The organism is Hymenobacter sp. UV11 (genome assembly GCF_004684095.1).
Classification (GTDB): Bacteria; Bacteroidota; Bacteroidia; order Cytophagales; family Hymenobacteraceae; genus Hymenobacter.
This window is the reverse complement of record NZ_SRII01000013.1, coordinates 1-26,773: the sequence shown is the minus strand read 5'-3', so window position 1 is coordinate 26,773 and position 26,773 is coordinate 1. Positions and strand designations below refer to the sequence as shown.

Here is a 26,773-nt window from a genome sequence, read left to right as displayed (position 1 = left end):
GACGAAAGGCGAGCAGCAAGCTGATTTTTATCAGGTTGGTCAGGGCGGCTGCCCAAGGCTTATCAGAGGAAGCATTTGGGCGAAAAGCCACCAGCCTGCCCAACGGCACGTAGCGCCTCACAAGTAGTCAGGCCGAATATATCACACGGCTGAACATGACGACTCACGATATTAAAGTACTATAAGTCAATTATTTGCTATCTGGTGCGGCTGCGCAGCATAGCCTTGTATACCTCCATCCAGCCTACCCCCACCAGCGCGGCCAGCGCGCACCCGCCCAGCGCACCCGCCGATACCGGCGCGAAGCCGAACAACCGCTGCGCCGCCGGCACAAATAGCGTGACCAGCAGCAGGGCCAGCGTGAGGCCCAGCATCAGCCAGAGAATGCGGTTGGGCACGCGCAGCGTCTGTAAAACGGATTGGGTGAACGAGCGGCTGACCAGCGTGAGGCCCAGGTTGCTGAGTACCAGCGTGGCAAAGGTGAGCGTGCGCACCACCGGCAGGGCTGCGCCCTGCCGCATGGCTACGTAGTACACGGCCAGCACGGCCGCCGCAATGCCCAGGCCCTGCGCCACGCTGCGGCCCAGCTCGGCCCCGGCCAGGAAGGTGCTGGTGAGCGGGCGCGGCGGCTGGCGCATCTGGCCGGCTTCGGCGGGCTCGTTTTCGAAGGCAATGGAGCAGGTGGGCCCCATCACCAGCTCCAGAAAGATGATGTGGATTGGCGAAAACAGGTTGGCAAACTGCCAGGCGGCCAGCAGCGGCACCGTGACGGTGAGCACGATGGGAATGTGAATGGAAACGACGTAAAACACCGCTTTTTTGAAGTTCTGGTAAATGCGTCGTCCCTGGGCAATGGCCGTGACCATGCCTGCCAGGTCGTCGTCGACCAGCACCAGGGAAGCCGCCTGGCGGGCCACTTCGGTGCCGCGCCGGCCCATGGCCACGCCGATGTGGGCGGCTTTGAGGGCGGGGCCGTCGTTCACGCCGTCGCCGGTCATGGCCACTACTTCGCCGTTGGCTTTCAGGGCTTCTACCACTTTGAGCTTGGCCTCCGGAAACATGCGGGCAAATACCGCCGTGGTGGCGGCCTGCGGGCGCAGGTCGGCCGGGCTCAGCGCCATTACCTGCTCCCCGGTGAGCAGGGTGTCGGCCCCCGGCAGTCCCACCTGGCGGGCAATGGCCTGGGCGGTTTCGGGAAAGTCGCCGGTTATCATCTTCACCTGAATGCCGGCCGCCAGAAACTTCTTGATAACGGCCGCTGCGTTGGCTTTGGGTGGGTTTTCGAGGGCAATCAACCCTAGAAACTCCCAGGCAAAATCATCCTGCGCGGCCGGAAAATCGGGACCGGCCTGGGCCGCCCGCGCCACACCCAGCACCCGGTAGCCCTGGCCCGACAGCTCCCTGGCGACCCGCCGGATTTCTTCGGCCATGGCCGGGGCCGGGCGGCATACGGCCAGCACATGCTCCACGGCGCCCTTGCCGGCCACCAGGGGCCGGCCGTTTACCTGGCGCACGTGGGTCATCATGGGCGGGGTGCCAGCCAGCGGGTACTCGTGCAGCATGGGGCTGGGAGCGGCGGCCTCGGCCGGCGCGGCGGCGGCGAAGGCGGCCACAATGGCCTGTTCCATGGCGTCGAAGGGCTCAGTTTCGCTGGCGTAGCGGGCGCAGGCCAGCACCTGGGCGGCGGTGGATGCAAGCGGGCCGGGCAGCGGCACGAGGCTGGCCGTAGCGCCGTCGTAGAGCTGCGCCACGCGCATGCCTTCCTGGGTGAGGGTACCAGTTTTGTCGGCGCAAATGACCGTGGCCGAGCCCAGGCTCTCCACGGTCTGGGGCTGCTTGGTGAGCACGCCCAGCCGGCTCAGCCGCGCCGCGCCCAGGGCCATGAAACTGCTGAATGCCACCGGAATTTCCTCAGGCAAGATGGACATAGCCAGCGTGAGGCCAAAGAGCAGGGCCGTAATCCAGTTGCCGGAATGGGCGAAATTCACGCCCCACACCAGCACAAACGCGCCTGCCCCCACCCAGGCCATGCGCAGCACAAACTGCCGCACCTGCAGCTGCAAGGGCGTTTTCTCCGTGTCAATTGCTTGCATGCTTTGCCCAATGCGGCCGAGCTTGGTGCTGGTGCCCACGGCCGTAACCGTGAGCCAGGCGCTGCCCGCCACGGTGCTGGTGCCTGCAAAAACCGGGTCGCCTACGGCCTTGGCCACCGGCACGGCCTCGCCGGTCAGAATGGCCTCGTCCACCGAGAAGTCGTTGAGCTCGGTCACGGTGCCGTCGGCGGGTAGGCGGGCGCCTTCGGCCACCAGCACCGCGTCGCCCACTACCAGGTCTTCAACCGGCACGCTGGCTGCCAGGCCGTTGCGGCGCACCTGAGCCCGGGGCTGGGTAAGCTCGCGCAGGGCGCCCAGCGCCCGGTTGCTGCGGGTCTCCTGGTACACCGAGATGCCGGCCACCGCCAGCAGCGCCACGCCCAGCGTGATGGCCTCGGCTCCTTCGCCCAGCCCGATATACACCGCGCAGGCCGCCAGCAGCAGCAAAAACATGGGCTCGGTCACTACTTCGCGCAGGGTGGCCAGCAGCCCCGAGCGGGTGGCGGCGGCCAGCACGTTGCGGCCGTGAGCGAGGCGGGCGGCCAGCACGGCTTCGCTAGAGAGGCCGGGCGTGAGCGCGGTGGTAGTGGGGAGGACCATAGGATAGATGTGGTAACTAACTCAAGTTGCGAGGCATGCTCCCCGGTCCGCCGGCGCGAGCCGGCCGACCGGTTGTCGTTGCTGGGGCCGCATTTGTCAACGATAACCGGTCGGCCGGCTTGCGCCGGCGGACCGGCCAGGCGGCCCCGCCGGCTGAAGCTTTTCCTTCGCCGCCCTTTAGGGGCACACTTTCTCCATTTCAAAAGCTTGTTTGGATAGGCTTTAAGACCCGGCCCGCCGCCGGCTGATGAGCTTTTGCAGCTCGATGGCCCAGAATGCGATGCTCGAAATGGCTACCGTCAGCCCCAGCTCGGACCAGGATAAGGGGCTGGTAGTAAATATCTTATTGAGGAACGGCAGGTAGATAATCAGTAGCTGGAGCGCTACCGACAGCGCCACGGCGCCCAGCATGGGCTTGTTGGAAAAAAGACCGAGCGTAAACAGCGACTCGCGCGAGGAGCGGATGGCCAGGGCACTGCCTAACTGCGTGAAACAGAGCACCGTGAACGTCATGGTTTGCCAGTGCGCGTCGCCATCGCGGATGGCCCAGGCCTGGGTGCCCAGCGTGAGCGCCCCAACCAGCAGCCCTACCCAGCCGATAAACCAGCCCAGGCCGTCCGCGAAAATGGACTGGTTGGGGGGGCGGGGCGGGCGCTGCATGGTGTTGGCCTCGGCCGGCTCGTAGGCCAGCGCCAGGCCGGGCAGGCCGTCGGTGAGCAGGTTAATCCAGAGGATTTGAATGGCCAGCAGCGGGATGGGCAGTCCGAAGAACGGCGCCAGAAAAATGGCCCAGATTTCGCCCACATTACCCGATAAAATGTAGCGGATAAACTTGAGAATGTTATCGTAAATCCGCCGCCCGTGCCTCACGGCCAGCACGATAGTGGCGAAGTCATCATCGAGCAAAATCATGTGGGCGGCCTCCTTGGCTACCTCCGTGCCGCCGATGCCCATGGCCACGCCAATGTCGGCATGCTTGAGGGCCGGGGCGTCGTTCACGCCGTCGCCGGTCATGGCCACAAACTGGCCCTTGGCCTGCAAGGCGCTGATAATGCGCAGCTTCTGGGCCGGGTCGACGCGGGCGTACACCCGCACCTGCTCCACGATGGCGGCAAAGGCGGGCTCGGCGAGGGCCGTGAGCTCGGGGCCGGTGAGCACCAGCTCGTCGGGGCCGCCCAGGATGCCCAGCTTGCGGGCAATGGCCTGGGCGGTGAGCTTGTGGTCGCCGGTAATCATGACCGGGATGATGCCGGCGGCCTGGCAGTCGGCCACGGCTTGGCGCGCCTCCTCGCGGGCGGGGTCGATGAGGCTGGCGAAGCCGATGAAGGCCAGGTCGGTTTCGAGGGTAGCCGGGTCGAGCTTGCCGGGCATGGCGGGCAGCATTTTGGCGGCGTAGGCCAGCACGCGGTAGCCCTGAGATGCCTGGGCGTCGGCGCGCTTTTCGAGGTCGGGCAGCTGGGCTTTTTGGTCGGCGGCGAGCTGGGCAAACAGCACGCCCGGCGCGCCTTTGGTGAGCAGCAGCACGCCCTGGCTGGTTTGGTGCAGGGTGCTCATGCACTTGCGCTCGGCGTCGAAGGGCAGCTCGGCGAGGCGCGGAAACCGCGCTTCGAGCGCGGGGCGGGGGTAGGCGTGGTCGGCGGCGTAGCGGGCCAGCGCCACTTCGGTCGAGTCGCCCAGCCACTGGTTGTCGGGGCCCTGGCTGGCGTCGGTGTTCAGGGCCATGGCGGTGAGCAGGGCGTCGGTGTTCTCCAGCGCCGGCAGGCTAAACGCCGGGTCGGCGTACACCTCCTGGGTCGTCATCTCGTTGAGGGTCAGAGTACCCGTTTTATCGGTGCAGATGTAGGTGACTGAGCCCAGCGTTTCCACGGCCGGCAGCTTGCGGATGAGGGCGTGGTCTTTGGCCAGGCGCTTGGCCCCCAGCGCCAGGGCGATGGTGACCACCGCCGGCAGGGCCTCCGGAATGGCGGCCACGGCCAGCGAGATGGACACCAGCAGCAGGTTGCCTAGTGGCTCGCCCCGCCACCAGCCGGCCGCAAAAAAGACCAGGCAGATGCCGCCCGCGCCCGCCGCCAGCCACTTGCCAAACGTGCCCAGCCGCTGCTGCAGCGGCGTCGGAGTTTCGGCGGTTTGCAGCAGGGCGGCGATTTTGCCCAGCTCGGTGCCCATGCCGGTGGCCACCACGTAGGCCGTGGCCCGGCCACTGGTGACGCTGGTGCCCTTGTAGCCCAGGTTCAGGCGGTCGCCGAGGGGGTAGTCGCCGGGGGGCAGCGGGTCGGGGTTTTTCTGCACGTTGGCCGATTCGCCGGTCAGCGACGACTCATCCACTTTCAGGGCGTGCGTTTCGAAAAAGCGCACATCGGCCGGGATGATGTTGCCGGCTTCGAGCAGCAGCACATCGCCGGGCACGAGGGCGGCGGCCGGCACGGCCTGGGGCTGGCCAGCGCGCAGCACCTGGGCCTGCGGCGGGGCCAGCTGCTGCAGGGCGGCCATCGCCTTGTCGGCCCGGTATTCCTGCACGAAACCGATGACCGCGTTCAGGATAATAATGGCCAGAATGACGTAGGCCGACTGCGTTTCGCCTACTAATGCCGAGATGACGGCGGCCGCCAGCAGCACCAGAATCATCACGTCCGTGAACTGGTGCAGTAGCAGGCGCCACCAGGTTTTTTGCTTGGTGTCGGCCAGCTGGTTGGGGCCGTGCTCGGCCAGGAGCCGGGCGGCCGTGGGCGCATCGAGGCCCGTGGGCGCGGTGTGCAGCGCGGCGGCCACCTCGGCCACGGGGGTTAGGTAATACTCCATCAAAAGTGGTTGCGGGTTGCCGGGAAGGGGTAGCGAGATGTGGCGGTGACTTCAGGCAGTGGGGCAGCAGCTGCCTGCCTGCAAGGTTCCGGCCGGCACCCTGGCCGGCCCATGACGAACATCAGGCGCTGACCTGACGATAGTCAGGTTGGCCGGGCCGCCGGCGGCGGAACCGTTGCTAAACTGCCGCCGGCCAGCACGCCCGTTGGCCGGCGGCGGCCTCCTACCCCCTCTTTAGACTGCTCCCCATGACGTGCGAAACTCCTAAAAACAAAACCGGTAAAGTCCTGCTCACCGCCCTCGCCGGGGTCCTGCTCTACTCGCAAAAAGGTAGTGAGCGCCGCCGCAAATTCCGCAACCTGCGCGTAGACCACCGCCTGTACCTACGCGGCGAATAGAACCAGCCCAAAGGCAAGCTCCAGCAAGTGTATACCCAGCTCACCGACGAGGACCTGACCTACGTGGAAGGCAAAGGCCACGAGCTGGTGGGCCGCTTGCAAGCCAAGCTAACTCAAGTTGCAGCGTAGCTGGCTGCGGGGGAAAGTTTCAGTTGGAGGGGCCAGCTAGCCGGTCCGCTGGCGCGAGCCGGCCGACCGGTTGTCGTTGCCTCGCAACTTGAGTAAGCTAGGCAAATGCAAGCGCCAAATCGTCAAGATGTTGAACGCGCATTGCGTCAGCTACCAGGGCCAATTACGCAGTCACTGCGCTACCCACCGTAATTGCCGCCCTGTTGCCGCGCACCCGCTCTAGCAGCGCCTGCTGGGCGGCGGCCACGTTGGCCGCCTGCCCGGCCCATATTTCCAGGGCCGGCTGTTGCAGCGCCCGGCCAAACGAAAAAGTCAGTGCCCACGGTAGGCGGCCGGCAAACCGCTCGTGCATGGCCGCCAGGTGGCGCGTGGCAGCCTCGGGCGACTGTCCACCCGACAAAAACGCCACGCCGGGCACGGCCGCTGGCACCGTGCGCAGCAGGCAAGCCACGGTAGCATCGGCTACCTGCGCGGTGGTGGGCTGCTTGGGGCAGTCGGCGCCGGCCAGCACCATGCTGGGCTTCAGCAGCATACCTTCCAGGGCCACGCCCTGGGTACGCAGCTGAGCGAATACCTCGTGCAGCACTTCTTCGGTCACGGTGGCGCATCGGGCCAGGGAGTGGGGGCCGGTCAGCAGCACTTCGGGCTCCACGATGGGCACCAGGCCAGCCGCCTGGCACAGAGCGGCGTAGCGGGCCAGGGCGTGGGCATTGGCCGCGATACCGGCCCGGCTGGGCCGGTCGTGGCCGATGGTGAGCACCGCCCGCCACTTGGCAAAGCGGGCCCCCAGCGCCGCGTATTCGGTCAGGCGCGGGCGCAGGCCGTCGAGCCCTTCGGTCACTTGCTCGCCGGGAAAGCCGGCCAGCTCGTGCGCGCCCAGGTCCACCTTAATGCCGGGGATGATGCCCGCCTGCTGCAAGGTTTCTACAAACGAAACGCCCGCCACGGTGTGCTGCCGGATGGTTTCATCGAACAGAATGGCCCCGCTGATGCCCTCGCCCAGGCCCGGCGTAGTGACCAGCAGCTCGCGGTAGGCGCGGCGGGCTTCCGTGGTTTCGGGAATGCCCAGGGCGGCGAAGCGGGCGTTGCAGGTGCCGGTGCTTTCGTCCATGGCCAGCAGGCCTTTGCCGGGAGTCGTCAGCGCCTGGGCGGTGGCGGTTAAGGTGCTTATGCTCATAGGATTGGGGGTTAAAATCTGGCAGGTTTCATTTATCGCTAACTAGTTGAATTAATGATAGTTAAGTAATTCAGGTTAATTCCTTCCGCCACTGGCCGCTACTGGATAATGCGTCCATCCTCCATCTCAATAATTCGGTGGGTTTTGGCGGCAAAGTCGTTGTCGTGCGTCACGATGAGCAGGGCCTGGTGGTAGGTTTCGGCCAGCTCTTTGAAGATGTCGAACACGATTTCACCGTTTTTCTGGTCGAGGTTGCCGGTGGGCTCGTCGCCGAGGATGATGAGCGGGTCGTTTATTAGGGCCCGGGCAATGGCGACGCGCTGCTTCTGGCCGCCCGACAACTGGTTGGGCTTCTTGAGCGCCTCGCTTTCGATGCCCAGGATTTTTAGCTTTTCGTAGGCGCGGTGCTCGATTTCCTGGCCCGGTAATTTGCCCAGCTTTTCGGCGGGCAGCATCACGTTGCGCAGCACCGAAAACTCGTTCAGCAGGTAGTGAAACTGGAATACGAAGCCAATTTGCTCGTTGCGCACGCGGGCCAGCGCGGCCTCTTTTTTGCCCCGCATGGGCTCGCCGTCAATCAGCAGCTCGCCCTCGTAGGCCGTGTCCATGGTGGAGAGGATGTAGAGCAGCGTGGACTTGCCGCAGCCCGACTTGCCCACCACGGCCGCAAACTCGCCCCGGCCCAGGGCAAACGACACGCTGTGCAGCACCTGCACCCGCACGGGGTCGGCGAAATACTTGATAAGCTGGCGGGCTTCAATTGCGGGCGTGTTCATATTACTTGCCTCGGATTATGTCGACCGGGTCGACCTGGCTGGCCTTGCGGGCCGGAAAATACCCCGCCAGGTAGGTAGTAATGAACGAGAACACCGCCCCGATGCCGTAGAAAACCGGGTTGAAGCTGACCGGGTAGAAGTGCACCGTGGGCAGCGAGGCCGGGTGAAACGGCACGTAGGAAATCAGGACCGACAGCCCCAGCCCGCACAGCAGCCCCGCCGCGCCGCCCGACAGCCCGATGGCCAGCGCCACCACCACGAACAGCCGCTGCACATCGGCCCCCGAAAACCCGATGGCTTTGAGGATGGCAATGGTGTCCATCTTCTCGTAAATCATCATGTTCAGGATGTTATAAATCCCGAAGCCCGCCACAATCAGCAGCGTAATGCCCACGGTGTACGAAATGAGGGTGCGGATGAAGGTGCCGGTTTCGAACTGCGAGTTGGCGGTTTGGATGTCCAGAGCCTGCACCTCGTAGCGCTGCGCGTATTCCTTGGCCAGCGGCGGGGCCAGGCTGAAATCGTGGAGCTTCACCTGCACGTCGGTGACGTAGTTGTTGGCTTCGCCGAGCAGCTTTTGGGCCGTGGACAGGGAGGTGTAACTCTGTACTTTATCTATCTCCAGCAGGCCCGATTCGAACAGGCCAACCACCTTGAGCTGGACGTGGCTGCCCTTCACGGTCGTGATTTGCACAATGTCGCCCACGCCCACCAGCATAATGTCGGCGGCGGCTTTGCCGAGGATAATGCTGTTGGCTACCGTTTTGAGGCTGAGTGGGTCGCCGGTCGTCACGTAGTCGCCGAAGGCGAAGAGCCGGTCTTCCTGCTCCACCTCGATGCCGCTGATGGTGCCGGTGAGGTTGATGGTGCCCACGTTGTAGAACACCTGGGCCTGGGTTTTGGGGGCCACGCCGCGCACGCGCGGGTCGCGGCGCAGGGCCGCGATGATGGCCCCGACGTTGCGAATGCGCGGCAGCTCGTCGCTGGGCTTAATGGAGCGGATGAAATTGTGCTGCCGCGCATGCACAGCGTCAAGGCCGCTGTACCGGTCGATGGGCTGCTGCGGGGCCGGCTGCACCTCGTTGTAGAGGCGGATGTGGGGCGTGCGGTTGACCACCAGCCCGTCGAGCAGCTGGTTGAGGCCGGCCATGAAGCTGAGCAGCGCAATAAACATGGTGATGCTGAACGTGACCCCGATGGCCGCCACCAGCGACTGCCGCCCGCGGGCCAGCAGCAGCGACAGGGCCACGTCGTAGAGCAGGGGCAGTTTCATTTCGCGGGGGCTGTGAGTTCGTCGGCGGGCGTGAGGCCCCGCAGGATTTCCACCATCTGGTAGTCGCGCAGGCCGGTTTTCACCCGCGCCAGCTGGCCATCGGCCTTCTGCACCGTGGAGTCGTCGACCAGCAGGCGGCGCGGAATCAGGAGTGCTTTTGCCTTGGTTTGCAGCACGATATTGGCCTCGAAGCTCACAAACGGGTACAGCACCGGCGGCTGGCGCACGAAGGCCGCAGCTACCTGAAACGTGCGGCTGCCGGTGTTCATCATCGGCGAAATGGTGCTGACGCGGGCCGTAAATACCTGCCCTTTGTAGCTGTCCAGCGTTACCAAAACCAGCTGGCCGGGGCGGATTTTCACGATGTCGGACTCGTCTACCTGCATTTCGAGCACGAAGTGGCGGGCGTCGCCCGGGCCAGCGGCGTTTGGGGCGTCACGGCCTCGCCCTTTTCGCGGTAGAGCTGGTACACAAGGCCGTCGATTTTGCTGCGCAGCACGAAGTCGCTGGCCTGCCTCTGGGCAATCTGCAGGTTTTTGCGGGCCTGGGCGGCGGCAAAATCGAGCTGCTTTTTCAGCGTCTGGTAGCTAAGCACGGCCGACTCGTAGGCGGTTTTGGAGCCGGCGTAGGCCAACTCTTTTTGTTCGAGCGCCAGCTTCGTGCCGATGGTTTGCTGCCAGAGCTGGCGCTGCCGGGTGCGCTGCAAGAGGTCGTTCTGCATGGTGCGGCGTTGCTGGGCAATGCGCTGGCGGGCCTCTTCGAGCTGGCTTTGGTTGGTGGCCAGGGCAGCGTAGCGGGCAGCCAGGGCGGCGTTTTGCTGGGTGAGCTGCGGCACGTCGCTGGCAATGGCCAGCAGCGGCGTGCCCGCCCGCACCGAGTCGCCCTCGTGCACAAAAACCGTCTGGATAATGCCGCCCGCGCTGGCAAACGCCTGGTACTGCCGCCCGCTTTTGGCCGTGCCGGCCGCGTACACCGACTCCGAAATGGCCGACCAGATTGGTTTCACGCGCTCGGCCTTGTCGCGGCAGCCAGCCAGCAAACCCAGCATCGGCAGGATGAGCAGCAACCAGCGCCCGGGCGGCATGGCGGGCGGGCAAGGCAGCGGGTAGCGGGTAACATTCATGGGCAAGCAAGCGGCTGCCGGCTCCGCCGGAGCGCCGGGTTTTGGCGGTAAGTTCGGCCAGCGTCGCGCCGGAAAGCATGACCAGAATCAGCTGAAATTCAGGTTATGGTCATGGGCCAGGATGGTGAGAAAAACGGGCGTGGGCCGGTGGCCGGTGGCTCCGGCCCACGCCCGTTTTTTGAGACGCTGGCAAAGTGCGCGGCTGGCGCTCGCCTTAACATGAGAGCGGTTCGCCTACCCCTCCGCAGCGCCCGCAAAACCCTGGGCCACCCCAAAACCTACTGCGCGCTACGCCAGCTTGCGGCGCAGCAGCTGCGCGTTCAGGGCCACGATAACGGTGCTCACGCTCATGAGCACCGCGCCCATGGCCGGGCTGAGCACGAAATGCGGGTAGAGCACCCCCGCCGCCAGCGGCAGGGCGATGACGTTGTAGCCCGTGGCCCAGAACAGGTTCTGCCGCATCTTATCGTAGGTGGCCTTGCCAAATTCGACCAGGTTGGTGATGTCGGTGGGCCGGCTGTTGACCAGGATGATGTCGGCGGTTTCGGCCGCAATGTCGGTGCCCGAGCCCACGGCAATGCCCACGTTGGCCTGGGCCAGGGCGGGCGCGTCGTTCACGCCGTCGCCGGTCATGGCCACGAACTGGCCTTTAGCCTGCAAGTCTTTGATAATCTTAACTTTCTGGCCGGGCAGTACTTCGGCGTACACGCCGTCGAGGCCCAGGGTTTTGGCCACGGCATCGGCCACCTGCTGGTTGTCGCCGGTGGCCATGTACACCTTGATGCCCTGCTGTTGCAGGCGCCGCACGGCGTCCTGGGAATCGGGGCGGATGCGGTCGGCCAGGGCGATGTAGCCGGCCAGCTGTCCCTCAATTAGCACAAACACCACCGTCTCGGCCCCGTTGCTGACGGCGGCGGGGGGTAGGGCGATGTTCTTTTCCGTCAAATAGCCGGGGCTGGCCACCACTACCGCCTGGCCAGTTACGGTGGCAGCTACCCCCTTGCCAGTCAGGGAGTTGAAATTCTGGATGGCCGGTAGCGGCAGGCTGCGCTTCTTGGCTTCGTCCACAATGCCCTGGGCAATGGGGTGCTGCGACTGTTGCTCGAGGGCGGCGGCGGTGCCCAGCAGGGCAGCCTCGTCGAGGCCGGCGGCCAGCACCTGCACGCGGGTCACGCCGAAGGAGCCTTCGGTGAGGGTGCCGGTTTTGTCGAACACCATCGCCGTGATTTTGCGGGCCTCTTCGAAGGCCGTGCGGTTGCGGATGAGCAGGCCCTTGCGGGCCGAAATGGAGGTAGAAATGGCCACCACCAGCGGAATGGCCATGCCCAGCGCGTGCGGGCAGGCCGTCACCATCACCGTCACCATGCGCTCGATGGCGAAGGCCGCGCCCTTGCCCAGCCACAGCCACGCGGCCAGCGTGCCCAGGCCGGCCACCAGCGAAAGGCCCGTGAGCCAGCCGGCGGCGCGGTCGGCCAGGGTCTGGGTTTGCGACTTGGTATTCTGAGCCTCGGCCACCAGTTGAACCACCTTGCTCAGGTAGCTGTCGGCGCCCTGGTGCGTGACGCGCACCGTGAGCGCGCCCGTGCCGTTGAGCGAGCCGGCAATGACCTTGGCCCCCGCTTGCTTGGGGGCCGGCGTGCTCTCGCCGGTCAGCATGCTTTCGTTTACGGCGCTGCTGCCGGCCACTACCTCGCCATCGGCGGGCATGCGCTCGCCGGGCCGCACCAGCACCACGTCGCCCACCACCAAGGCGCTCACTTGCACGTCGTTGAGGACATCGCCCTGCTTTTGATGGGCCTCGGCGGGCAGCAGCTGCACCAGCAGCTCCAGCGCCCGCGAGGCCCCGGCCACCGACTTCATTTCGAGGTAGTGGCCCAGCAGCATAATGTCGAGGAGGGTGGCCAGCTCCAGCAGCAGGTCGGTGCCCCGCAGCCACCCCAGCAGCACCACCACGCTGTAGCCATAAGCCACCGTAATGGCCACCGCCACCAGCGACATCATGCCCGGCTGCCGGCTGCGCAGCTCCCGCACCGTGCCGCTGAAGAAGGGCCAGCCGCCGTAGCCGTAGATGACCGTGGCCAGCACCAGCACCACCGGTGTGCCATAGGGCAGCACCAAGTGGTAGCCCACCAGCTGCTGAAACATCCTCGACAAGCCGATGACGGGCACCGACAGCGCCACGCACACCCAGAAGCGGCGCAGAAAGTCGGCCAGCATGGCCCCGTGGTCGTGCCCGGCCATTTTGCTATGGTCCATCTGGCGGTGGTCCATTTTGCTGTGGCTCATGGGCTTAGTCGGGAGCCCTGCTGGGGCGGCGGGCTTGGCCGGGGTAGCTAGGGCGGGCTTTGGTGGGGCGGTCGTGGGTTCGGGTTGATGCGTCATGTGTGCCGGAGGCGGCTAAAAAGTAACAAAAACAGCGGGCCGCTACGGGCCCGCTGCCAACGGTGACGCCCGGCCCAGTGAGCCGGCCACGCGCCTACCCCTACATTCTCATGTTGCCCATTTTCATCATGCCGGGGTGCCTGGTTGAGTCGGGATGCATAGTCATCTTGCCGTTCATCATCATGCATTCGCCCTCTTTCATTTTGTGGGTGGTGCCGTCCTTGCTCTGGCAGGTGCCGTCGGGGAGGCATTTGGTGCCGTCGCTCATGGTCATGCTGGCCATCATGGGCATGGCTTTACCATTTTTCATCATGGTCATTTTGCCGTTTTTCATCATGCAGTAGTCGGCCGGGGCCTTCTTTGCGGCGTGCGCCGGCTTTGGGGTAGTCTGCGCATAAGCGGGGCTGCCGATGGCGGTGAGGAGCAGCAAAGGCAGGAAGTGCGTTATTTTTTTCATGATAAGGGGGGGTAGGGAGAGGAAGCTGTTTAGAAGTTTGGGGAAGTCAACCAGAGCGTCATGCCTCAGCTGGCAGCCGCTTGTCGAAGCATGACGTTCTGGTTGACTCACGCAGCCGGCGCTAGGCTTTCCACTGCCAGTTGCGGATTTCGGGCATATCCTCGCCGTGGCTTTCGATGTAGCGCTTGTGCTCCACCAGCTTATCCTTGAGATGCTGCTTGAGGTAGGCACCCTTGTTGCCGAGCTGGGGCACCCGGTCGAGCACGTCCATGGCCAGGTGGAAGCGGTCCATGTCGTTGAGCACCGTCATGTCGAAGGCCGTGGTGATGGTGCCTTCCTCCTTGTAGCCGCGCACGTGCATGTGCTGGTTGTTGGCGCGCTTGTAGGTGAGGCGATGCACCAGCCAGGGGTAGCCGTGGAAGGCAAAAATGACGGGCTTGTCGCGGGTAAACAGCGCGTCGTAGTCGGCCTCGTCCAGGCCGTGGGGGTGCTCGGTGCTGCGCTCCAGCTTCAGCAAATCGACCACGTTCACGACCCGGATTTTCAGCTCCGGCAGGTGCTCGCGCAGGATGCTGGCGGCGGCCAGAATTTCCAGGGTGGGCACGTCGCCGCAGCAGGCGAGCACGGCGTCGGGCTCCTGGCCGGCGTCGGTGCTGGCCCAGGGCCAGAGGCCGATGCCCTCGGCGCAGTGGGTGCGGGCGGCGTCCATGCTCAGCCACTGCGGGGCGGGGTGCTTGCCGGCCACAATCACGTTCACGTAGTGGCGGCTGCGCAGGCAGTGGTCCATCACCGAGAGCAGGCAGTTGGCATCGGGCGGCAGGTACACCCGCACAATGCTGGCTTTCTTGTTGATAACGTGGTCGATAAAGCCCGGGTCCTGGTGCGTGAAGCCGTTGTGGTCCTGCCGCCACACGGTGCTGGTGAGCAGGTAGTTGAGCGAGGCAATTTTGCGGCGCCACGGAATTTCGAGCGTCAGCTTCAGCCACTTGGCGTGCTGGTTGAACATCGAGTCCACGATGTGCACAAACGCCTCGTAGCAATTGAACAGCCCGTGGCGGCCGGTGAGCAAGTAGCCTTCCAGCCAGCCCTCACACTGGTGCTCGCTCAGCATTTCTAGCACGCCGCCATCGGGGGCCAGAAACTCGTCGTTGACTTCCACGGCGGCGTCCCACTGGCGGTTGGTGGCTTCGAACACGGCTTCGAGCTTGTTCGACATCGTTTCATCGGGCCCGAAAACGCGGAAGTTGCGCGGGGCGGCGTTCAGCAGCAGCACATCGCGCAAAAACTTGCCTACCGTGCCAGTATCGCTGGCCTCCACGGCGCCCGGCGCGGGCACCGTCACGGCGTAGTCGCAGTAGTCGGGCAGGTGCAAATCGTGCAGCAGCAGGCCGCCGTTGGCGTGGGGGTTAGCGCCCATGCGGCGGGTACCTTGCGGGGCCAGCGCGGCTATTTCGGGCCGCAGCTTGCCTTCATCATCGAACAGCTCTTCGGGCCGGTAGCTTTTCAGCCAGCCTTCGAGCTGGGCCAGGTGCGCGGGCGGCGCGCTGGCCGACACGGCCAGCGGCACCTGGTGCGACCGGAACGTGCCCTCGTTGGGCACGCCGTCCACTTCCTTGGGGCCGGTCCAGCCCTTGGGCGATTTCAGCACCAGCATCGGCCAGCGCGGCCGGGTGAGGTCGCCGTTCTCACGGGCCTCATACTGAATCTGTTGGATGTTGGTAACGACTTCTTCCAGGGCCGCCGCCATGGCCTGGTGCATCAGCGCGGGCTCGTGGCCTTCCACGTAGTAGGGCGTCCAGCCGTAGCCGCGCAACAGCTGGTCCAGCTCTTCGTGCGTGATGCGGGCCAGCACCGTGGGGTTGGAAATCTTGTAGCCGTTGAGGTGCAGAATGGGCAGCACTGCGCCGTCGCTGGCCGGGTTGAGAAACTTATTGGAGTGCCACGACGTGGCCAGCGGGCCGGTTTCGGCCTCGCCGTCGCCAATGACGCAGGCCACAATAAGCTCGGGGTTATCAAACACCGCCCCGAAGGCGTGGCTGAGCGAGTAGCCCAGCTCGCCGCCCTCGTGGATGGAGCCCGGCGTTTGGGGCGAGGCGTGGCTGGAGATGCCGCCGGGGTAGGAAAACTGCGTAAACAGCCGTTTCAGCCCGATTTCATCCTGGCTGATATTGGGGTACACCTCGCTGTAGGTGCCTTCCAGATACGTGCCCGCCACCACCGCCGGCCCGCCGTGGCCGGGGCCCGAGAGGTAAATCATGTTCAGGTTGTGCTGCCTGATGGCCCGGTTGAGGTGGGTGTAGATGAAGTTCTGGCCCGGCGTGGTGCCCCAGTGCCCCAGCAGCATCTTTTTGATGTGCGCCAGCGTAAGCGGCTCGCGCAGCAAGGGGTTGTCGCACAGGTATATCTGGCCCACCGAGAGGTAGTTGGCGGCCCGCCAGTAGGCGTCGATAAGGGCGACTTCCTCCGCTGTGAGGGGGGTAGGGGCCAGGCGCACGGCCGGCGGGGCTAAGGTGTTGGTTTGCATAGGATTTGGGGTTAGGCGGTTTTGACTTCACCAGCCAGCAAAAGCTAGTGGACGAGCCGCGCAAGCATGCCCGCCCCACTGCTGGGATGGCGCATTACACGGACAGACCAAAAGCGGCCAGCTCGGCGCAGGTGGTGGGGTAGTCGAGGTGGCAAATCCCCTGAATGCCCAGGCCGGCGGCAATGCCGACGAACAGCGGCTGGTCGTCCAGGTACAGTACCTGCGCGGCCGGCACCTGCGCCAAATCAAGCGCCAGGCGAAAGATGTTGAGGTCGGGCTTGCTGAGGCCGACGAAGGAAGAGGACACGAAAAAATCCACGAAGCCGGCCAGCCCGAACGTGTGAATGCGGTGCGCGTTCAGCTCGCGGCCCTCGTTGCTAACCACGGCTATTTTGAGCTGGTAGCGGGCTTTGAGCTGCGGTATCAGGGCCAGCATTTCGGGGTAGGGCCGCGACTGGGCGAACATGAATTCCCGAAAATCAGCCTCGCTAAATGACCGGGGCCGGTAAAAAACCACCTGCCGGAGGTAGTCGGCCAGGCTGAGCCGGCCCAGCTCGTAGGTGCTGAAAAGCAGGTGGTGCCGCTGCTGCATTTCGGCCGCATCCAGCCCGAAGGTATCGGCCGCCAGCCGCCGCGAAACATGGCCCCAGCCGGGGCCGAGCAGCACGCCCCCAATGTCAACGAAGAGCGTAGTGATGGGCCGCGCGCGCGCCGGGGAAGGGGAAGAATCAGTCATCTAAGGGGGGCGGGCTACTGGCCGCTGGCCCGCCGCAGGGGAGCGGCGGCCGGGGTCCCGAGCACTTCGTGCAGCTTCAGCACCAGGTTTTCGACCGAGGCTTTGGTGGCCCGCCGCTGCTGCTTGTCGCGGGCGCGCTGCTCCTTGGCCAGCAGGCGGGCAAAGCTTTTGGCCAGTTTTTTCACGGAGCCAGTTACCTCCTTATGCATCTGGCGGGCGTGCTTTTCGGTGAGGCCGCTGAGGCTAGCTTCCAGACTGCCAGCGAGTTCCTGTTCCAGGGTGGATTCGACGATTTTCATGGGGTAGGGAATGAAGGATTGTAAAACGGAGTGGCACTCCGTTTGGCGTTGAACAAGTCGTTCGCACAGAAACGGAGTGCCACTCCGTTTTACAGGCAGCCTAACGGGCCAAATACCCGCCATCGACGGGGTAGTAGCTGCCTGTCACAAACGACGCTTTTTCGGAACTGAGCCAGATGACCAGCTCGGCCACTTCCTCCGACGTACCCAGGCGGCCAATGGGGTGCAGCGCCACCAGCCCGGCCTTGGTTTCGGCCGAAAACGCGCCCAGCAGCGGCGTGTCGATGTAGCCGGGGCCCACCGCGTTGATGCGGATGCCCTGGGCGGCGTACTCCTGGGCGGCCGTTTGGGTGAGGCCCACCACGCCGTGCTTGGCCGTGACGTAGCCCGCCAGCGTGGGCGTGCCCACCTGCCCCAGAATGGATGACATATTAATAATGGAGCCGTGGCCCTGCTTCAGCATCACTTCCAGCTCGTATTTGAGGCAGAAAAACACGCTGTTCAGGTTCACGTTGATAATCTTCTGCCAGCCTTCAAGCGAGTAGTCGGCGGTCAGGCTTAGCTCGCCGGTGATGCCGGCGTTGTTGCAGGCCACGTCGAGGGTGCCGAAGGCGGCCACGGTTTCCTGCACCAGCTGGTGGCACTGGGCGGGGTCGCCCACGTCGGCCTTGTAGAACCGGGCCTCGGCCCCGGTGGCTTGCAGCTCGGCCACCACCTGCCGGCCTTGCTCTTCGTCGATATCCGACACCATTACCTTGGCCCCGTGCTGCCCGTAGAGCAGCGCTACTGCCCGGCCGATGCCCGACGCCGCCCCGGTAACCAGGGCCGTTTTTCCTTGCAAATCCATGTCCATAAAGTAGGTGTTTTATGCCGCAAATGCCCGACGCCGCCCCGTTAAGGACAGTTGGCAGACTGGGCATAAAGGTCCGGGGTAGGGCTTGCCAAGGCCCTGACAACAATTAGCTGGTTGGCTGATTTTTGTCAGGTTACGCGTTGGGTGGCGCTCTAACCTAGCCCAAAACCCCAGCTTCCGCTGCTGGGAAACCGGGGTTTTGGCAAGTGGCCGGGGCTATTTACACGTGGGTTTCGGCCAGGTGAAAGTCCAGCTACTTTCCCGACTCGTCGGCCAGGCGCACATCGAGCTGGGCCAGGGTAATGGGGGCAGCTGGGCCAGCAGGTGCTCGCCCACGTATTGCAGGGCCTAGCGCTTGGTAAAACCGGTCAGCTCGGGGGTGAAAACGGGAGTGAAATCGGCCGGATGCGACAAGAAAAGCCTCCACTTGCCGGGCGCAAAATCGGCAAGCCTGAGGGGGCCAGTGGTGGCCAGGGCCTCAAAACAGGGGCCCTGCGCGCCAATGCCGGGCGGGCAATGAGGAGGTCGGGTAGCATCCCTGTTTTTAGAAGAGAAAACCGAACAGAAGGAACTGGCGGCGGCCCTACCCCCTATTCCACCGCTGGCAGCAGCAGCACCGGCACCTGGCTGTGGCGTAGCACAGCGGCCGTAACGCTACGGTGAAACAGCGCCCCTAAAAAGCTGCGCGGCCGGGCAATGAGCACCAGCAAGTCGGCGCGGGTGTCGACCAAGGCCTGCGAAATGCCCGCCACCGGCGAGGCGTAAATTTCCTGGTATAGTCGGAGCGGAGCGGCGGGCGGCAGCAGGCCAGTGGCTTGCACGTCGGCCAAAGCCAGGTGGCTTGACCGGGCCGCCTCGTCGGGGCCGTGCAGAATGTGCGCCACCGTGTACGCAGCCCCCCAGGAAGCCAGCAGCGGGCGCAGATTTAGGGAAGCCGCCGCCAGGGCAAAGGGCCCGCCATCGACAGCCAGCAGCACCCGGCGCGGGGCCACCGGGGCCACTGCCGTAGCCAGCGGAGCGGCGGGCACCAACAGCACCGGCCGGCCGGTGGCCCGCAGCACGGGCATCACCTGGCTGCGTAGCAGCTCATCGAGCAGGCCGTACGCGCAGCCCAGGCCCATGGCTAGCAGCAGCGGCTGGTAGCGGCCAATGGCGGCGGCCACGTCGTCTTCCACCAGTCCACTTGCCTCTATTACCTCGGCGGGCACGGGCAGCCGGCTGGCCAGGGCGCGCAGCGCGGCCAGGGTTTCGGCCTCGTTGCGGTCGAGCTGCTCCACTACTTCGCCCACCAATTCTGGTTCGAGCAGTGTCGGGTAGAGGTAGCAATGCAGCAGCGCTAGGCGCAGGCCCAGCGGGCGGCCCAGGGCGGCGGCATAGCGCGCCGTGTGAGCGGCGGCCTCCGGCAAATTGGCCAGTACGAGAATGGAGGAATTCATAGCTCGGAAGGGGATAGAGGGTAGGGACTGGTACGTTGAATTTTCGGGTAATTTGCTGGCTGCGCGCCTACCGTTGCAAAACCACCCTAAGTAGCTGTGCTGCTGCACAGCTGCCTAACTGATGTTACGCCGGCGGGTCGTTCTCACATGCGCCTCACCCCCTAGCCCCCTCTCCGAAAAGGAGCGGGCGAAAGTTTCAGCTGGCGGGGCCGCCTGGCCGGTCCGCCGGCGCGAGCCGGCCGACCGGTTGTCGTTGCGCAGTTCGCATTTGTCAACGACAACCGGTCGGCCGGCTCGCGCCGACGGACCGGGGAGCATGCCTCGCAACTTGGGTTAAGTTAGTATAAATTACTGATTTTTATAGCTTTAAACTAAAGCTGGTTCCCCCCTCTCCTTTTCGGAGAGGGGGCTAGGGGGTGAGGCGCACACCGAGGGCGAAAAAAACTGCGTAACACCAACTGCCTAAGCAGCCGGCGACGCCCCAGCCACGGAGAAAACGGGGCTGGCCGCCGACGCTTCGGCTACAAAAGCCGGCGGAGCGTAATTGGACTCCCAGCTATCGGGCGACATGCTGGCGTCGGCTTCCTGGGCAATGTGCAGGGTAGCCGGGCTCACGGTGCCGGGGTCGTGGCGGCTAGCCGCACGCGGCAGGCCAGTAGCGCTGGTGCGAGAAGAAGAACGCATGGCATTACCCTATAGCCCACTGGCGGTGGAAACTAGTAAGTCATTGTCTACCGCGAGGGCGCCGGCCTCGTAGGCATCGAAGGTGGCCTGCTCGCGGTCGAGCCACGTATCGACGGTGCCCGTGAGGGTAGCGCGGCCGTTTTCCACCAGCACCTCCACGTCTTGATTGTGCAGGCTGGCCGACCAGAAAAACAGCGTCCGGATGCGCTCAGCCAGGGCAAAATCGGAGTTTGGACGAGCAGTCGGGCGCAGCGCGCCGGGGTACCAGGCGGCGGCCGGGCCGGCAAAAGCGGTACTGCCCAGCACGCGCACGTTGTTCTCAACTTCGGCCACGCCGCTTACGCCGCTGGCTACCTCGGCGGCCTGGGCGTGCTCGAAGTGGCTGTTAACCAGCCCATCGAGGTGGGCCCGGCCATTGGTCACCCGCACCCGAAAATCGAAGATGCTCACGTAAGGGTCCCGCGCCAGCGCATCAAGAATGGCCTGGCGCACCTCCACATCGGGCGTAAACCAGCGGGTGCGCACCTTCAGCAGGTTGTATACGTTCCAGACGCCCACTACGTGGCGGGCATCGTGCTCGGCGCTTTGCTTGGCGCGCAGGCTGCTCACCTGGCCGGTCAGCGTTACCACGCCATCGTGCACCACCACCACGGGCTGGTACGACAGCACGCGCGGGTCGTAGCGGAAGGTGTCGAGCACGGCCTGGGCAATGTCGGCATCGGCGCGCTGGGCAAATTTCTCGCGCCGCAGCTCGGGGCTGATGGCCCAGTAGGCCACAAACAGGTCGAGGGCATCGACGCGGGTCGCGCCGGCCTGGTAGGCCACGGCTACTACTTGGGCGCGCTCGGCGGCGGTGCCCACCGTGCCACTCAGGTGCACCGCCCGGTCGTTGGTGCGCACCACTATCTGGTCGCTGAACACCCGGATGTCCCAGGCCAGCAGCTCGCGGATTTGGGCGCTGATTTCCTCGTCCGAGTTCTGCATTTCGCCCCAGCGAATAATCAGCTCATCGGTTACCAGGCGGCGCACCCCGCGCACGCCCCGCAGCACGCGCAGCACCAGCTGCTGCTCGGCCCACGACTGCACCACGCCGGTGGGCGTGACTACCCCCTCGGCCACGCGGCAGGCCACGTTGTAGTCGGTGGTAGCAGGGTCGGTGGCCAGGGCCTGGGTCACGGCCTGGTACAGCTCGCTGTTGGGCACGTCGGGCGTGCTGATGATTACCTCGTTGACCACGCCCCGCACGCCGCGCACGGCCAGGGCGATTTCCTCGGCCCGCTCGCTGGCCAGCAGGTTGTCGGTGATGCCCGTTAGCTTCACAATACCGTCGTGGGCGGCCACGTCAATCAGGTGGGTGGGCACACCTTTTTTGGTCATGAAAAACAGCTCGATGGCGGCCGTAATGTCGGCGTCCGACAGGTGGTCGGCCGTAGCAAACGGCGCGAAGGTTTCCAGGGTTTGCATGGGAAAAGGAATAAAGGCTGGCCGCTGCCCGACCGGGGTGAGGAAGTAAGCAGGCCACAAAATTCCGCCCTTCTACCCCGCAATGCCCTGATGATTATTGTCTTACTACCTGATGTTTGTCAGGTAGCCGCCCGGTGGCTGCCCCGCGCCAGCCGGCCGCACAGGCCAGCACGCAGGCCAGCGCCTTGGGCAAAGTGGATGCCCTCCGGCTATTCGGGACGGGGTATTTTCCGGCCGTTGGCCGTCAGCGTGACGGTTCGGCTGAGGGCGGTTTCGCAGGTGGCCATCTCGTAGGTGAGACCCCCGGTCCGGGCATTGGTCACCTCTATGGCGCGGCAAAAGGTGCGGGTGGGGTAGTACGTGGCCAGGGTGTGCTTTATGGGGAGCGAGAGCGCACTGAGCGCCATATCCTGGCCCGTAGCCTCCACATCGCCGTTGCTGTTGAACCGCACCAGCCGGCGGGTGTGGCCCTGGGAGTAGCTGGCCTGGTACCAGTCCTGAAACCTTCGCCAGGTCACCTGCCGGGCCTGCGGATATTGCCGAAACATTGCCCCGTAAGCCAGCGGGGGCACATCTGCGGTTGCTATAGCCTGCGCGTGCACGGCCGGGCCCGGCAACAGGGCCGCCCAAAGCACCCAAAGGAGCTTCTTGCCTGCCCAGGCACGAGGCTTTGCGCCACGCCGCGCTGCCGGTTGGCCCAAGGGCAGTATTTCCGGCCTCGGGGCTACCACGGCTGGGGTGTTGGCGCGGGTGCTGTGCTGCACGCTGGAGCCGCGGCGGCTAGTGGCAGCCACCTAACCAGCGTAGCGGCAACTATTTTAGGGAGAGAAAGCGTCATTGGAGTGGAAAGAACAGGCCACCTAAAAGTAGCTGCGCCTACCCCCGGTTTTCCTGACGAAGCTCATGCCCTGGGCATGAGCTTCGTCAGGAAAACCGGGGGTAGGCCAGGCGCTAACCGGCTACGCATTGACCGGAAACGCTTGTAAATTGTCAGTAGCATTCAGCCACTGCGTTTATTAATAATGCACTGATATGAAGAATTTTATCATAATCTTCAAGGCCGCAGGGGTTCACCAGGCCGGGCTACGACTTGGGCCCGAACAAGCCCTGGCGGATTACTTCGTCGCGGTGGTAGAGGTCGGGCAGAAAGCGCAGATGGCCACCCTCGGCCGTGCAGGTGGCGTAGCGCACGAACAGCGGCATGGGGCGGCGCAGCTGCACATCGCGGGGGCGGGGCTGGCGGGCGCACTCGGCCTCGCTGGGCAGCTGCACCGGCTGGCCGCCGCGCCGCAGCAGGTAGGCCGCCAGCTCGAAGGGGGTTTGCAGGCGAATGCAGCCGTGGCTCAGGGCGCGGTACGGCTGCGCAAATACCTGGCGCTCCGGCGTATCGTGTACGTATACCGAGTACGGATTAGTAAAGCGAAACACAATGTTGCCCAGCGCGTTATCGCAGCCGGCCGATTGGCGAACGGTGTAGGGAAAGTTCCGGGCCGTGACGCCGGCCCAGTTGACGCTGCGCGCATCGAGCAGCCGGCCGCGCGCATCGTAGAGGGCATACTTATGCTGGGCCAGGTAGCTGGCATCGCGCTTGAGGCGGGGCAGCATCTCGCGGGTGGCAATGGAGCGGGGCACGTGCCAGTCGGGGGCCAGGGTGAAGTGGTCGATGCTGCTGCTGAGGGTGGGGGTAGGCGTGGTGGGCTTGCCCACCACCACCCGGTAGCGGCGGGGCACCGAGTCGGGGACCACCACCAGCAGCTCGCAGGCCGCAATGTTAATCAGCACATAGTCGGGCGTGGGTGGCAGGGCGTCCCAGCGCCAGCGCTCCAGGTTGACGGCCGCCTGCTCGTACCGGCCCCGCCGCTGAGCCGCCGAATCAGGAGCGCCGGGCAGTGCCAGCCACTGCGCCAGCGCCCGCTGCAGCTGGCGATACTCGCGGTTGGCGGGCTGGCCGGCCAGCATAGCGGCGGGCACCGCGTGCTGGCTCAGCGCCGCCCGCAGCCGGGCCGCCGGCTGGCCACTCGGCCCGACGGCCTTTTCGCTCATCGAAGCCGTGTAGCGGTGCAGCCGGCCGCGGCCGACATCGCGCATAAAGCCCAGCACGGCATCGGTTAGGTACACGTCGAGGCGCGCCCGCTGGCTGGCCCGGCCCATTGGCGTGCCGGGCTGGGCCAGCGAATCGCGCAGGAGCTGAAGGCGCTCGCTGCCGTAGTCCGTCGGGCGCAAGCCGTGCGCGGGGGCCTGCGCCAGCAGCGCCAGGGCCACCGTAGCATCGGGCCCGAGGCTATCGGCCACCAGCCAGGCGGGCGCGCAGGCCGCGCCGTAGAAAGCCCGTACCTCCGCGCCCGCTTGCAAGCCTAGCTGCTCATCGGCGCGGCCAGTGCTGCCAGCTGCGGCCGTATCCAGCAAGGCCCGGATTATGGGGTTTATAAACCTGTTATCCTGCGCTTTAACAGCCAAGGTCAGCGTGGTCGGTAGCTGCTCTTGCGGGGGCGTAGAGCCGCACTGCGTGGCCAGCAGCAAGCCAGTGCAGCAGCCCAGCAGCCGAATGTCAGGAAAGAGCGCCACGGGCGAAGTGGGGTTAGTAATGGCGGGTTGGCTGGCTGTCCAGCGCATGTGCTTGCCCCGTTTCGACGGGGCCTTGCGCCACGAAGCCCTCCAGCAGCGCCAGCAGCTGGGGGCGGGGGTAGGGCCGGTGGGTGAGCCCCAGGTCGTCGGCCGGCGCTTCGCCCAGCAGCGTGCGCAAGTCGGCCAGCTGGGCCAGGCGGCAGCCCATTGCCCAGCCGGCAAAGCTGCGCCGGTCGCACGACCCCTCGCTTATCACTTGGCAGTGAAAATGGCGGGTATCGGACAGGATAAGGTGGTAGTAGAGGTGGCGCACGGCCGTTTTGGGGCCTTCCAGCACTTGTAGGAATCGCCCGTCGGTTGTGTGCAGCAGCACGCCCGAGATGTTGGCGTCCTGGTTGTGCGTTCGGCCCCGCCGCAGCAAGGCCGCCAGCTCGGCCTCGCCGAATTCGCCCAGGGCCTGGCTTTGGTAGATGAGGTGATAGAGGTCCACGGGTACGGAATAAGGGTAAAAAAAGAGCCGGTTCTACAGCTCGTGCGGCGCGGGCTGGTCCAGGGCCCAGGCGTCGAGGCTGGCCGCTACGGCCGTGGCAATAGTGGTCAGGGCCTCGCGGGTGAGGTAGCCCTGGTGCCCGGTCACGAGCACGTTAGGGTAGGTAAGCAGCCGCGCAAACGTGGCGTCGCGCAGCGGGTCGCGGGTGTGGTCGGTAAAAAACAGCCCTTTCTCAGCCTCGTACACGTCGAGGCCCAGGTAGGCGAGCTGGCCGCTGTCGAGGGCGCGCAGTGCGGCGGCCGTGTCGAGCACGCCACCCCGACCGGTGTTGATGAGCATGGCACCCGGCTTCAGCTGGCTCATTACTTCGTCATTAAACAGGTGCCGGGTTTGGGTCGTTAAGGGCGCGTGCAGGCTGATGATGTCGGCCCGGGCGCACAGCTCGGGCAGCGCCACGTACTCCAGGTCGTAGCGGCGGCGCAGCTCGTCGTTGGGCTGCACGTCTTCGCCCAGCAGCCGGCAGCCGAAGCCGTGCAGAATGCCCGCCAGCACGGCCCCGATGTGCCCTACCCCCACAATGCCCACCGTTTTGCCGTGCAGCTCAAAGCCGATGAGCTTATCCAGGCAAAAGTCGTTGGCGCGCAGCTGCTGGTCGGCCTGGCGCAGGTGGCGGGCCAGGGCCAGCATCAGGGCCACGGCGTGCTCGGCAATGGCATAGGGCGAATAATTGGGCACGTGGGCCACGCGCAGGCCCAGCCGGTGGGCGGCCGGCAGGTCTACCTGGTCGATGCCGGTGGCGCGCACCACCACGTAGCGCACGCCGTGCGCCACCAGCTGCTCCAGCACGGGGGCCGACAGGTCATCAGCGCCAAACACGCTGACGGCCAGCGACCCCTGGGCCAGCGGCACGGTCTGGTCGGTTAGCGGCGCCTCGTAAAAATGCAGTTGGTGCCGGCCCGCGTTCGCCCGCTCCAAAAAGGGGCGCTCGAAGTCCAGGGTGCTGAAAACGGTCACATTCATGGTTGACAGAAAAGAGTACAGATGCGGTGTCCCTGGCGCCGCATGGCGCTTGGCAGTTGAAAGCTTGAACCAGTGGCTGCCGCCCGCCACCCGGCGCACTTCACCGCAGCGAGGCCAAGTTTCCATCAGTACGCCGGTCTTTCGCCTGATTAAAATCAGGCGCCTAGCTGATAATATGCATGGTGGCCGGGCGCGGGCGCCCGGTCCTTTGCGGGCAGTATCGCATTTCCCTACCCCTGCCAAATGACCCTTTCGCTGCTGGTGCTCACCGATTTTTTTCAACCCGCCGACCACGCCCTGGCCTACGCCGATGCGCTGGCCAGCGCCAGCGGCGCGCAGCTGGTGCTGCTGCACGTGCGCCGCGACTCGCTCCTCGACCCCGAGTACCTGACCGGCCGGGTAAATAATCTCAGCCAGGAGGCCATCGACCTGGCGCTGGCCAGCCTAACCCGGCAGCTGACCGCGCCGGTGGTGGCCGAAGTGGCGCACGGCCAGGTAGCCGACGCCGTGGCCAATGCGTTGCGCCGCTACCAGCCCGCGCTGGTCGTTCTTGGCCACCGCAATACCGAGGCCATACCCGACGAGCTGGTGTCGACCGCCGCGCTGGATATCCTGCGCACCGCCCCGCAGCCCATGTTGGTGGTGCCTATTCGTGCCCCCGCCAGCCGCGTGCCGCGTCGCATACTACTAGCTCTCGATGGCGAAGATTTCAGCCTGGGAGCGCAGGCCGGACTCGTCCGGCACCTATTCGCTGCGCTGCATGCGGAGCTTACTGTGTTGCACGTCGGCCACGACCCGGCCAGCCTAGCTGCCGGCCGGGCCGCGGTCAGCGAAACGCTTGAGCGCACAGGCCTCGCCCTTGGCCTGGCTACCGCAGTACGCACGCAGGGGTTGGTGCACGGCACGCCGGCGGGCGGTATTTTGCAAGCCGTGGCCGGCGGCGAGTTCGACTGGGTGGTGCTGGTGGCGCGCCCCCGCAGCTTCCTAGGCGAGCTGTTTCACCGCAGCGTAACGGCGCACGTGCTGCTGCACAGCCCCATCCCCGTGCTGGTGCTGCCAGCTACGCCTTAGCCAAAGACGGGGCCGTAGCAATTTTAGATTAAGCGGCCGGCGGCTTCGCTTCTGCCCAAGCCAACCAGCAGGCTGAGGTGGCCTGACTACATCGGCCAGAGCCAAGAGCCAGCAAGAGCCAGTTTGAAGAGCTAGTGCAAACCTACTTAGTAGCTGGTGAGCAGCAAGCGCCACACGGTAGTGGCATGAAACTCCTTGCCGCGCCGGGTGCGGTAGCCCGTCGCGTTGAGTGCTACCGCGATTTGCCACAAGGTCTGCCCCTTGGTCCGCAAGAGGTCGGCCAACTGCGCCGCCTGCCGGTTAGCCTGGTGCTCGCGGGCATTGCGCTGCATGGCGGCTTGCCCCTGGCGGCTGATGGCCGGCGTCATGTTCTGGGGATTGCCCAGCTGGGCACCGCGCGCCTTTTTGGCGGCGAGCGCCTCCA

Annotated in this window: 23 protein-coding genes; 2 read left to right on the top strand and 21 right to left on the bottom strand. The window is 65.2% G+C overall.

Going from position 1 to position 26,773, the window contains the following annotated elements; all coding sequences use genetic code 11:
* Positions 1–197: 197 nt before the first annotated feature.
* Both E4631_RS21125 and E4631_RS21120 read right to left on the bottom strand, forming a co-directional pair.
* Positions 198–2,693 carry a cation-translocating P-type ATPase gene (locus tag E4631_RS21125; protein WP_133656996.1) on the bottom strand — a complete coding sequence of 832 codons (2,496 nt, stop codon included), beginning with the start codon at positions 2,691–2,693 and terminating at the stop codon, positions 198–200.
* Between the two features lie 222 nt (positions 2,694–2,915).
* Complete coding sequence (locus E4631_RS21120) at positions 2,916–5,492, bottom strand: cation-translocating P-type ATPase (protein WP_133656995.1); 2,577 nt, start codon at positions 5,490–5,492, stop codon at positions 2,916–2,918.
* 248 nt (positions 5,493–5,740) lie between these two features.
* Between E4631_RS21120 and E4631_RS26980 the strand changes: the two genes are divergently transcribed.
* Positions 5,741–5,890 carry a hypothetical protein gene (locus E4631_RS26980; RefSeq protein ID WP_317129140.1) on the top strand — a complete coding sequence of 50 codons (150 nt, stop codon included), beginning with the start codon at positions 5,741–5,743 and terminating at the stop codon, positions 5,888–5,890.
* 292 nt (positions 5,891–6,182) lie between these two features.
* Here E4631_RS26980 and E4631_RS21110 read toward each other — a convergent pair whose 3' ends face one another.
* The 18 genes from E4631_RS21110 to E4631_RS21030 form a co-directional block, all read right to left on the bottom strand.
* Complete coding sequence (locus E4631_RS21110; RefSeq protein WP_133656994.1) at positions 6,183–7,196, bottom strand: class I fructose-bisphosphate aldolase; 1,014 nt, start codon at positions 7,194–7,196, stop codon at positions 6,183–6,185.
* Positions 7,197–7,294: 98 nt separating this feature from the next.
* Entirely contained in the window at positions 7,295–7,972 is a 678-nt protein-coding gene (locus tag E4631_RS21105) for an ABC transporter ATP-binding protein (RefSeq protein ID WP_133656993.1), read from the bottom strand.
* A 1-nt stretch (position 7,973) separates the two neighbouring features.
* Entirely contained in the window at positions 7,974–9,245 is a 1,272-nt protein-coding gene (locus E4631_RS21100; protein ID WP_133656992.1) for an FtsX-like permease family protein, read from the bottom strand.
* Complete coding sequence (locus E4631_RS26635) at positions 9,242–9,631, bottom strand: efflux RND transporter periplasmic adaptor subunit (protein WP_240735135.1); 390 nt, start codon at positions 9,629–9,631, stop codon at positions 9,242–9,244. The genes E4631_RS21100 and E4631_RS26635 overlap by 4 nt, the downstream gene beginning before the upstream one ends.
* The gene (locus E4631_RS26630) at positions 9,622–10,368 is read right to left on the bottom strand and encodes a hypothetical protein (protein WP_240735133.1); all 747 of its coding nucleotides are present in this window, start codon (positions 10,366–10,368) and stop codon (positions 9,622–9,624) included. Before E4631_RS26630 ends, E4631_RS26635 begins: the two co-directional genes overlap by 10 nt.
* Before the next feature lie 288 nt (positions 10,369–10,656).
* Positions 10,657–12,639: a heavy metal translocating P-type ATPase gene (locus tag E4631_RS21090; protein ID WP_240735148.1), complete on the bottom strand. Its 1,983-nt coding sequence runs from the start codon at positions 12,637–12,639 to the stop codon at positions 10,657–10,659.
* 211 nt (positions 12,640–12,850) lie between these two features.
* A complete protein-coding gene (locus E4631_RS21085) occupies positions 12,851–13,207 on the bottom strand; it encodes a DUF6799 domain-containing protein (RefSeq protein ID WP_133656991.1) in 357 nt (118 codons plus the stop codon).
* Between the two features lie 121 nt (positions 13,208–13,328).
* Positions 13,329–15,731, bottom strand: coding sequence for a phosphoketolase (locus tag E4631_RS21080; protein WP_133656990.1), 2,403 nt, complete (start codon positions 15,729–15,731; stop codon positions 13,329–13,331).
* Between the two features lie 94 nt (positions 15,732–15,825).
* Entirely contained in the window at positions 15,826–16,467 is a 642-nt protein-coding gene (locus E4631_RS21075) for an HAD family phosphatase (protein WP_133656989.1), read from the bottom strand.
* 14 nt (positions 16,468–16,481) lie between these two features.
* A complete protein-coding gene (locus tag E4631_RS21070) occupies positions 16,482–16,766 on the bottom strand; it encodes a hypothetical protein (protein ID WP_133656988.1) in 285 nt (94 codons plus the stop codon).
* A 100-nt stretch (positions 16,767–16,866) separates the two neighbouring features.
* Positions 16,867–17,619: an SDR family NAD(P)-dependent oxidoreductase gene (locus E4631_RS21065; protein WP_133656987.1), complete on the bottom strand. Its 753-nt coding sequence runs from the start codon at positions 17,617–17,619 to the stop codon at positions 16,867–16,869.
* A 590-nt stretch (positions 17,620–18,209) separates the two neighbouring features.
* The gene (locus E4631_RS21060) at positions 18,210–19,055 is read right to left on the bottom strand and encodes a universal stress protein (RefSeq protein ID WP_133656986.1); all 846 of its coding nucleotides are present in this window, start codon (positions 19,053–19,055) and stop codon (positions 18,210–18,212) included.
* A gap of 462 nt (positions 19,056–19,517) precedes the next feature.
* Positions 19,518–19,739, bottom strand: a complete 222-nt coding sequence (locus E4631_RS21055; RefSeq protein ID WP_133656985.1) for a hypothetical protein — start codon at positions 19,737–19,739, stop codon at positions 19,518–19,520.
* 9 nt (positions 19,740–19,748) lie between these two features.
* Entirely contained in the window at positions 19,749–21,203 is a 1,455-nt protein-coding gene (locus E4631_RS21050) for a BON domain-containing protein (RefSeq protein ID WP_133656984.1), read from the bottom strand.
* 209 nt (positions 21,204–21,412) lie between these two features.
* Positions 21,413–21,775 carry a hypothetical protein gene (locus E4631_RS21045; RefSeq protein ID WP_133656983.1) on the bottom strand — a complete coding sequence of 121 codons (363 nt, stop codon included), beginning with the start codon at positions 21,773–21,775 and terminating at the stop codon, positions 21,413–21,415.
* A gap of 511 nt (positions 21,776–22,286) precedes the next feature.
* Entirely contained in the window at positions 22,287–23,768 is a 1,482-nt protein-coding gene (locus E4631_RS21040) for a L,D-transpeptidase family protein (protein WP_166648027.1), read from the bottom strand.
* 13 nt (positions 23,769–23,781) lie between these two features.
* Positions 23,782–24,258 carry a BLUF domain-containing protein gene (locus tag E4631_RS21035; protein ID WP_133656981.1) on the bottom strand — a complete coding sequence of 159 codons (477 nt, stop codon included), beginning with the start codon at positions 24,256–24,258 and terminating at the stop codon, positions 23,782–23,784.
* Positions 24,259–24,291: 33 nt separating this feature from the next.
* Positions 24,292–25,278 carry a 2-hydroxyacid dehydrogenase gene (locus E4631_RS21030; RefSeq protein ID WP_133656980.1) on the bottom strand — a complete coding sequence of 329 codons (987 nt, stop codon included), beginning with the start codon at positions 25,276–25,278 and terminating at the stop codon, positions 24,292–24,294.
* 243 nt (positions 25,279–25,521) lie between these two features.
* Here E4631_RS21030 and E4631_RS21025 point away from each other — a divergent pair, with 243 nt between their 5' ends.
* Entirely contained in the window at positions 25,522–26,349 is an 828-nt protein-coding gene (locus E4631_RS21025) for a universal stress protein (RefSeq protein WP_133656979.1), read from the top strand.
* A 146-nt stretch (positions 26,350–26,495) separates the two neighbouring features.
* On the opposite strand, the gene E4631_RS21020 is transcribed toward E4631_RS21025, so the two are convergent.
* Positions 26,496–26,773 (bottom strand): recombinase family protein (locus E4631_RS21020; RefSeq protein ID WP_205704284.1); only part of this gene is annotated, 278 nt, incomplete at its 5' end.

What these genes read in the sequence shown, in the direction of transcription:
- E4631_RS21030 (WP_133656980.1), bottom strand. Translation starts at nt 25,278, where the DNA reads ATGAATGTGACCGTTTTCAGCACCCTGGACTTCGAGCGCCCCTTTTTG.
- E4631_RS21065 (WP_133656987.1), bottom strand. Translation starts at nt 17,619, where the DNA reads ATGGACATGGATTTGCAAGGAAAAACGGCCCTGGTTACCGGGGCGGCG.
- E4631_RS21075 (WP_133656989.1), bottom strand. Translation starts at nt 16,467, where the DNA reads ATGACTGATTCTTCCCCTTCCCCGGCGCGCGCGCGGCCCATCACTACG.
- E4631_RS26630 (WP_240735133.1), bottom strand. Translation starts at nt 10,368, where the DNA reads ATGAATGTTACCCGCTACCCGCTGCCTTGCCCGCCCGCCATGCCGCCC.
- E4631_RS21085 (WP_133656991.1), bottom strand. Translation starts at nt 13,207, where the DNA reads ATGAAAAAAATAACGCACTTCCTGCCTTTGCTGCTCCTCACCGCCATC.
- E4631_RS26635 (WP_240735135.1), bottom strand. Translation starts at nt 9,631, where the DNA reads ATGCAGGTAGACGAGTCCGACATCGTGAAAATCCGCCCCGGCCAGCTG.
- E4631_RS21055 (WP_133656985.1), bottom strand. Translation starts at nt 19,739, where the DNA reads ATGCGTTCTTCTTCTCGCACCAGCGCTACTGGCCTGCCGCGTGCGGCT.
- E4631_RS26980 (WP_317129140.1), top strand. Translation starts at nt 5,741, where the DNA reads ATGACGTGCGAAACTCCTAAAAACAAAACCGGTAAAGTCCTGCTCACC.
- E4631_RS21100 (WP_133656992.1), bottom strand. Translation starts at nt 9,245, where the DNA reads ATGAAACTGCCCCTGCTCTACGACGTGGCCCTGTCGCTGCTGCTGGCC.
- E4631_RS21110 (WP_133656994.1), bottom strand. Translation starts at nt 7,196, where the DNA reads ATGAGCATAAGCACCTTAACCGCCACCGCCCAGGCGCTGACGACTCCC.
- E4631_RS21105 (WP_133656993.1), bottom strand. Translation starts at nt 7,972, where the DNA reads ATGAACACGCCCGCAATTGAAGCCCGCCAGCTTATCAAGTATTTCGCC.
- E4631_RS21090 (WP_240735148.1), bottom strand. Translation starts at nt 12,639, where the DNA reads ATGGACCACCGCCAGATGGACCATAGCAAAATGGCCGGGCACGACCAC.
- E4631_RS21125 (WP_133656996.1), bottom strand. Translation starts at nt 2,693, where the DNA reads ATGGTCCTCCCCACTACCACCGCGCTCACGCCCGGCCTCTCTAGCGAA.
- E4631_RS21025 (WP_133656979.1), top strand. Translation starts at nt 25,522, where the DNA reads ATGACCCTTTCGCTGCTGGTGCTCACCGATTTTTTTCAACCCGCCGAC.
- E4631_RS21060 (WP_133656986.1), bottom strand. Translation starts at nt 19,055, where the DNA reads ATGAATTCCTCCATTCTCGTACTGGCCAATTTGCCGGAGGCCGCCGCT.
- E4631_RS21050 (WP_133656984.1), bottom strand. Translation starts at nt 21,203, where the DNA reads ATGCAAACCCTGGAAACCTTCGCGCCGTTTGCTACGGCCGACCACCTG.
- E4631_RS21070 (WP_133656988.1), bottom strand. Translation starts at nt 16,766, where the DNA reads ATGAAAATCGTCGAATCCACCCTGGAACAGGAACTCGCTGGCAGTCTG.
- E4631_RS21120 (WP_133656995.1), bottom strand. Translation starts at nt 5,492, where the DNA reads ATGGAGTATTACCTAACCCCCGTGGCCGAGGTGGCCGCCGCGCTGCAC.
- E4631_RS21080 (WP_133656990.1), bottom strand. Translation starts at nt 15,731, where the DNA reads ATGCAAACCAACACCTTAGCCCCGCCGGCCGTGCGCCTGGCCCCTACC.